We start from the raw sequence: 6,229 nt of genomic DNA, 5'->3' as shown, positions 1-6,229 counted from the left end.
AACGTACAAGAATATCTGCTGCAATGTCAGCAGTTTTTGATACAAAAGGCGCACAACCATACTCACTATCCCAAACTGAAATCGGTCTGGTAGGTAAATGCTCGCACACTTGTTTTAACTGCCAGGTGGCCTTGTCTATGGGGTTTTCCCAACTAGTAATTCGTTCATGCCTCAAGGGTAATGCCCAATTACCAGAATCATCTGGCACCCAAGCAATAGTGCTGTATCCCTCACCAATGGTAATCGGTTTATTTCCAGGCACTGTTACACTCGTGTGTTCAATTGTTCTTTCTTGAAGAGTTACTGCATCGGGACGAGGCCAAGCAGTATGGTCGCCTGCCAACAAGGGACGATCTTGTGTTGGCATTTGTTTTATGTACAACTGCATCAATTTTTGTCGCTTTGGTCTGCTGTCTTGTAGAGCTTCATAGATGCTTGACCACTTGCGTCTAAAAAATGGAGATAGGGATAAATCTGCCAAACTGTAAGCATTACGAGTCGTCAAGATGGCATCAGTCAATTCAAAAGTCGCATCGTGGGCTTTGCCCAGATGGTTGTAAGCTGCTTGACGAAATTCTTGAAGTTTGTCAAATTTCATATTGGCAGGTGAGAGTAGGTGGTACTTCTCTCAGGTTCTGTCAAAAGGGGGTCTGTGTTCAATCAGACCCCCTATTTTTGTCCTTTAAGTTTGACCATTTAGTCTAAACTCCAGTTACTTAGGATATTCGGTTTGCAGTGTTGAAGCATTCTGGTTGACATAGACGCAAAATCCAAAGGCAGAGACTCCGGGCTTGTCGTCAAATCGATCATCATAACTAGTTACTTCATCGAAAAAATAAATAAAGTCGAATTCAATATAGCGGTTCCCACTCACATACAGTATAAAAATATACTATTAAACTAGGAATACAGCACTGCCGTGCCCCTACGGCTGTACCTCACGTAAACAAGAACCGCTATAAGCAAAATACTTAAATGTGAAAATTTAGACTAAATGCTTTCTCAAAATGCTTGATGTATCCTATCTTTCTTGATATATCCAAGCAGCATTAGGAGAGCGATCGCTCCCATTAGGTAGATAAAAACTAGTATATTCTGAGTGACGATAGTTACTATAGTGACAACTGGTAAGCTACTGTCTTCCCAGTCCAAGATTACCTATCTCTTTATGGCAAACACTATTACAATTACTGATTCCCTGGTTCCTAATCCTTTACCGAAACCAGCAATCATTCGACTAGAAAACATTTTCAAGATTTATGGTAGTGGCGAAACAGAAGTACGAGCACTCAATGATGTCAATTTAATTGTGGAACAGGGCGAATATTGTGCAATCATGGGGCCCTCAGGTTCTGGTAAATCCACAGCCATGAATATTATCGGTTGTCTAGACCGTCCCACAAGCGGACATTATTACTTAGATAACCTTGATGTCGCCCAAATGGACGATCGCTCATTGGCACACATCCGTAATAAAAAGCTGGGGTTTGTGTTCCAACAATTCCACTTATTACCCCAACTAACAGCCCTAGAAAATGTGATGTTGCCGATGGTGTATGCTAGTGTGAACCCAAAAGAAAGAAGCGATCGCGCAACAGTTGCATTAACACGAGTAGGTTTAGCAAATCGCCTCAACAACAAACCAACTCAACTATCTGGTGGACAACAACAACGAGTAGCGATCGCTCGTGCGATCGTTAATCGTCCCGTGGTACTTTTAGCCGATGAACCCACAGGTGCACTTGATTCGCGCACAACCCAAGAAGTCTTAGATATTTTTGGCGAACTCAATGCTAGTGGAATTACAGTTGTCATGGTAACCCATGAACCAGAAGTTGCTCGTCAAACGCAGCGCATCGTTTGGTTCCGCGATGGTCAAGTAGTACACTCCAATCTGACACCATCTGACTTGAGTCAGTTGGCTGTCTCGTAAGTTATAAAAGTCCGCCTACCTTGGGAGTTATGCCAAGCAGTATGCGGACTTTGTTTGTGTAACCGCGACTTCTAGTCGCCAGGGCTGATTACAAACTTGATGTTTTTCCAGTCTCTGCTTGCGTTGCGATCGGCTTAACATCGGTGTAACCTACTTCACCAGCTATTGTCCGAAACACCGAAATTTGCTCATCAAAATCTAGTCCTTCAATCTGAGAAACCAAATCATTAATTGCCTTAGTTGGCTCGTAGCTAGCTGGTAAGTCAACCACCGTATCCCCCATAGCTACCGCCCAAGCATACCAAACTAACAGCTGGTTGTTTTCTTTTATTGCCCCATAAGCACGGGAATATTCTGTATCTTTGCGGTTAACTATATCCCGCATGATATCTAGTTGTTGCTCATCTGATAACTCAAAATAGTCTTTTAGCAGAAGTGGTGCTAACTCTGGTTCGGCAGCAGCGGGAGCAGCTGGGGTGATAGAATCACCCATTTTTTTATAAACTAAATAGAACCAGGCTAATTTTGCATCAGTATCTAAATTGTTAAACGCATCTACCAATTTTTGAGTTTCATTGCTCTGGGCTTGAGAAATAGTTTTATCGTAACTTGCAGTCATAATTTTATTTCCAAAGAAATTTTACAGGCCAAACTAAGGGTTACCAAAGTTTGAGCATCAGCTTCTACTATCGAGAGAAAGAGTTATATTAATTGCAAATCGCAGCTTTAATCTACCTTTTAATAGAGGTAAAGTCTCTCCCAAGGGAGCATAAAAAGAAATAATTACTTTGCTATGCTCTTTCAAGTAAGCAATAAAAAATTTAACCTAAGGATTTAATTATGCCTGATGAAGTAAAGCCCAATGTTAATGAAGCTCCTACCCATGATGCTCAATTAGCTGCCGAAAGCATAGCTAGTGGTGAAGAAAAAGCACCAAACGTCGATTTTGATGCTGATTATGCAACTGCACAGCAATTCAGCGTTAGTGAAGTTGATCGTACAGGTGAAGGCGCAGCAGCAGCCAAAGCAGCTACTGAACCTAAATATAAAACCTCTAAACCACAAGAGACAAAAACGGAAGCGCAGTCAACTGGTAATCCTGATGACTATGTAGAGTTAGCCAAAGAAGTTGGGAATTCTAAGACTGAGAGTGTAACTAATGTCAGCGATGATCTAGTACAAAAGGCTTTGGAAAAAGGTGAACGGAAAAATTAACTTTTCCTGATATCTTGCTATTTTGTATGGTGGGCAATGTCACAAATATTAAATTATTAAATTGAAGTTTTTGACCATGATAGACATTGCCCACTTGGATGTTTTGGCCATTTGTCATAGTTAAGATTTTCACTATCGACTTTTGAATATTTATTAATTAACAACCATTCATCACTTTTAGTAGTTCGCTAGGTCGCTGAATTAAATAATCTGGATTTTGCTTTGCTAGTACTTCTGGTGAGTTAAAGCCCCAAGTTACTGCAATCACTTGGATATTTGCTTTCTTTGATGCTTCTATATCTCTAGTTTCATCTCCGACATAAATAACTTCTTGAGGTTGGAGTTGATTTTGCCTTAATACATTATTAATTATGGTTGTTTTACCAAAAATCGTAATTCCTGAGTAGATAAAATCAAATAGGTGATTTAAATCATTGATTGTCAGGAATTGCGTCACATTTTCTTTAGAATTAGAAGTGATAATTCCCAGTTTATATCCTTCATTTTTGAGTTCCATTAATGCTTCTTTAATTCCCGGAATTGGCTTTAATTCTGGGATTTTGTTTTTTAATTCTCCTTTAACTTTTTTAACTAAAAAAGGTATTTTAAATAGAGAAACTCCTGAGTACTTAATAATTTCCCGAGATGTTAAGTTTTTAAGGAGGGCTAATTGCTCTGGGCTTATTTGTCTATAACCAAAGTCTACAGCTAGACGATTGGCAATACTTACAAGGGCATCTACTGTATCAGCAATAGTGCCATCAAAATCAAAAATAATTACTTTCGGGGTCATTATTTAGCCTGGATGCGTCAAGATTAGCTAGGGCGTTGCGTCGTAACATTTCTGGCTTAATCCGCCGCAAGGCAGATGCTGGAAATCGTTTATTCCACTCCTGATCTGAGATTTGGGCTAATTCTAGCAGTTGGGGAGCAATATTCCCAGGATAAGGCTGAAACTCATCAATATCAGTTGTTTGGGCAAAACGTTGATTCCAAGGACAAACATCTTGACAAATATCACAACCAGCAACCCAGCCTTGCAAATTGGATGCTACTGTCTCTGGCAATTTCTCTTCCCGATTTTCAATGGTGTGATAAGCAATGCAGCGATTAGCATCCACAACAAAAGGCTGAGTAATCGCACCTGTAGGACAAGCCTGAAGACAACGAGTGCAGCTACCGCAGTGTTCTGTGTGCGGGCGATCGCTCTCTAATTCCAAATTGGTTAACACTTCTCCCAAAAATACCCAAGAGCCATATTCGCGTGTAATTACATTACCATTCTTGGCAATCCAGCCAATTCCGGCAAGTTGAGCCAAGACTTTATCTTGCACCGGGCCAGTGTCTGCATAATAACGAGCTAATACACCTTCATCAAGTGATTCTAACCATGTGGCTAGCTGCTTGAGTTTTTTATGCATCACCTTGTGATAATCCCTTCCCCAACCATAACGAGAAATTTTAGCGTATTCCTCACCTTCGGGACGTTGATGTGGTGTGTAGTAATTTAGCGCCACACACACAAGCGATCGCGCTTCTGGCATCACTAAGTGAATATCCTGACGTTTTGGGTTAGCCATCCATTCCATATCGGCGTGATAACCCAGTTCAATCCATGCTTGTAACCTCTGCGCTTCTGTGGCATCTACCTTATCTACAGCAGCAATTCCAACTTTGTGAAAGCCCAACTCGCTGGCTTTTTCTTTTACTACACTGCTGCTTGTTACGGAATACTGATTCATTTTTTTATCTGGATTTTGCCTCAATAAAGGCATTTTTATTATACATTACGTAGTCAATACTTGATTAACGTTTGTTGCGTATCTTACATATAAACTTTATTTATATTCTGGCAACTAATTCTTGAAAAGATTCTAAGTAATTAGTAGGAGCATTGCCCATTAGTGTCAACTTAAGCTGAAACTCCTTTCAAATCTCGTTTCTAGCAAGAGGTTAGAAATGTACCTCATTTCTGCAGAAAGTAAAGAGTTAATCAAAACTTCCATCGTCAGGAAGATTTGTACAGATATAGCAATCTATCTCAACAGTGGCTTTCTTTTTACCTATTTTTGTATTGAAATTAATATTCAGCTAGGATAATACAGGTAATTTTATGAACTCTGCTGAATTTATATCCCCAGCGCAGTTGAAAGAAGAATTCCAGATTGAGGGAATTACAGAAACAAGTGTACTACGTTATTTTGAAACCTTAAATGCAGGAGAATTCGAGGCAACGGCTGCCTTATTTGCTGCCGATGGTGTGATGCGTCCACCATTTGAATCTGATATTGTGGGGACAGACGCGATCGCAGCCTACTTAAAACAAGAAGGACAAAACGTTAAAGCTTATCCTAACACCGGAATAACCGAGACTTTAGAAAACGCTACGATCCAAGTCCAGGTAACAGGCAAAGCACAAACTTCGTGGTGTAGTGTGAATGTCTTGTGGCTATTTATCCTCAACCAACAACGGCAAATTTTTTACACTAGAATCAAACTTTTAGCTTCTCGCCAAGAGTTACTTTCTTTACGTCGTGAAAACTAGTAAATAAGTATAAAGGCTTAGGTAAGGTTTGATCATACCTAACACAAAATATAGACATCGAAAATTCGTATAAATCACATGATTTAAAAAATAGCAACTTTTGTCTATTGGACTAATTCAGGTAACGTAGCTTCTAACTTGAGACAGTTGGCACCATTAACCTGCAACTGGTAGTCTACTTTATCCATGAGACGATTCATAATTAGCCAACCATAACCACCTTCTTGTTTTTCCATCGGGTTTGGAGCGTAGTAGGTAGACATATCAAAGCCTTCGCCGTAGTCCCAAACCTCTAAAGCAAGATCCCGGTCTTTCACTTCCAAACGCAGTAAAATCGGTAAATTTGGTTTGTCCTTGTGGGCATGACGGACTGCATTTGAGTAGGCTTCTACTAAAGCCAGTCTCAAACCTGATTGACTGACAAAAGTCTGAGTACAAGAAATTGAAGCAGAGAAAAAAGGAGGCGCAGACTTCCATAACGAGTAATTTCGCCGTACTCTAGCTGGTGGCTAAACATAGATAGAGAAATAGATGGA

The 6,229-nt window shown here is 40.1% G+C and carries 8 protein-coding genes and 1 pseudogene; 3 read left to right on the top strand and 6 right to left on the bottom strand.

The window, feature by feature from the left end; translation table 11 throughout:
* Both H6G92_RS37860 and H6G92_RS37855 read right to left on the bottom strand, forming a co-directional pair.
* A partial coding sequence (locus tag H6G92_RS37860; protein ID WP_190901887.1) for a transposase occupies positions 1-598 on the bottom strand: 598 nt, incomplete at its 3' end.
* A gap of 404 nt (positions 599-1,002) precedes the next feature.
* Positions 1,003-1,152, bottom strand: coding sequence for a hypothetical protein (locus tag H6G92_RS37855; protein WP_190901886.1), 150 nt, complete (start codon positions 1,150-1,152; stop codon positions 1,003-1,005).
* Positions 1,153-1,168: 16 nt separating this feature from the next.
* Between H6G92_RS37855 and H6G92_RS37850 the strand changes: the two genes are divergently transcribed.
* Complete coding sequence (locus H6G92_RS37850; RefSeq protein WP_199345140.1) at positions 1,169-1,933, top strand: ABC transporter ATP-binding protein; 765 nt, start codon at positions 1,169-1,171, stop codon at positions 1,931-1,933.
* An 88-nt stretch (positions 1,934-2,021) separates the two neighbouring features.
* Here H6G92_RS37850 and H6G92_RS37845 read toward each other — a convergent pair whose 3' ends face one another.
* Positions 2,022-2,552: an orange carotenoid protein N-terminal domain-containing protein gene (locus H6G92_RS37845; RefSeq protein ID WP_190901885.1), complete on the bottom strand. Its 531-nt coding sequence runs from the start codon at positions 2,550-2,552 to the stop codon at positions 2,022-2,024.
* A gap of 221 nt (positions 2,553-2,773) precedes the next feature.
* Between H6G92_RS37845 and H6G92_RS37840 the strand changes: the two genes are divergently transcribed.
* Positions 2,774-3,148 carry a hypothetical protein gene (locus H6G92_RS37840; RefSeq protein WP_190901884.1) on the top strand — a complete coding sequence of 125 codons (375 nt, stop codon included), beginning with the start codon at positions 2,774-2,776 and terminating at the stop codon, positions 3,146-3,148.
* 157 nt (positions 3,149-3,305) lie between these two features.
* On the opposite strand, the gene H6G92_RS37835 is transcribed toward H6G92_RS37840, so the two are convergent.
* Positions 3,306-3,941 (bottom strand): HAD-IA family hydrolase, encoded by a 636-nt coding sequence (locus tag H6G92_RS37835; protein ID WP_190901883.1) that lies wholly within the window; start codon positions 3,939-3,941, stop codon positions 3,306-3,308.
* Entirely contained in the window at positions 3,916-4,890 is a 975-nt protein-coding gene (gene queG / locus H6G92_RS37830) for a tRNA epoxyqueuosine(34) reductase QueG (RefSeq protein WP_190901882.1), read from the bottom strand. Before queG ends, H6G92_RS37835 begins: the two co-directional genes overlap by 26 nt.
* Before the next feature lie 371 nt (positions 4,891-5,261).
* On the opposite strand from queG, the gene H6G92_RS37825 reads away from it, so the two are divergent.
* Complete coding sequence (locus tag H6G92_RS37825) at positions 5,262-5,693, top strand: ketosteroid isomerase family protein (RefSeq protein ID WP_190901880.1); 432 nt, start codon at positions 5,262-5,264, stop codon at positions 5,691-5,693.
* Between the two features lie 104 nt (positions 5,694-5,797).
* Here H6G92_RS37825 and H6G92_RS37820 read toward each other — a convergent pair.
* Positions 5,798-6,106 (bottom strand): annotated as a pseudogene (locus tag H6G92_RS37820) (ATP-binding protein); the annotation flags it as partial.
* Positions 6,107-6,229 lie beyond the last annotated feature (123 nt).

The sequence above is a fragment of the Nostoc foliaceum FACHB-393 genome (genome assembly GCF_014698505.1).
GTDB classification, from domain to species: Bacteria; Cyanobacteriota; Cyanobacteriia; order Cyanobacteriales; family Nostocaceae; genus Nostoc; species Nostoc foliaceum_A.
Note: the sequence above shows the minus strand (reverse complement) of the source record. Positions and strands in the feature narration are given on the sequence as shown.

Coding starts and splice junctions, on each gene's coding strand:
- H6G92_RS37850 (WP_199345140.1), top strand. CDS start 1,169: ATGGCAAACACTATTACAATTACTGATTCCCTGGTTCCTAATCCTTTA.
- H6G92_RS37845 (WP_190901885.1), bottom strand. CDS start 2,552: ATGACTGCAAGTTACGATAAAACTATTTCTCAAGCCCAGAGCAATGAA.
- H6G92_RS37840 (WP_190901884.1), top strand. CDS start 2,774: ATGCCTGATGAAGTAAAGCCCAATGTTAATGAAGCTCCTACCCATGAT.
- H6G92_RS37835 (WP_190901883.1), bottom strand. CDS start 3,941: ATGACCCCGAAAGTAATTATTTTTGATTTTGATGGCACTATTGCTGAT.
- queG (WP_190901882.1), bottom strand. CDS start 4,890: ATGAATCAGTATTCCGTAACAAGCAGCAGTGTAGTAAAAGAAAAAGCC.
- H6G92_RS37825 (WP_190901880.1), top strand. CDS start 5,262: ATGAACTCTGCTGAATTTATATCCCCAGCGCAGTTGAAAGAAGAATTC.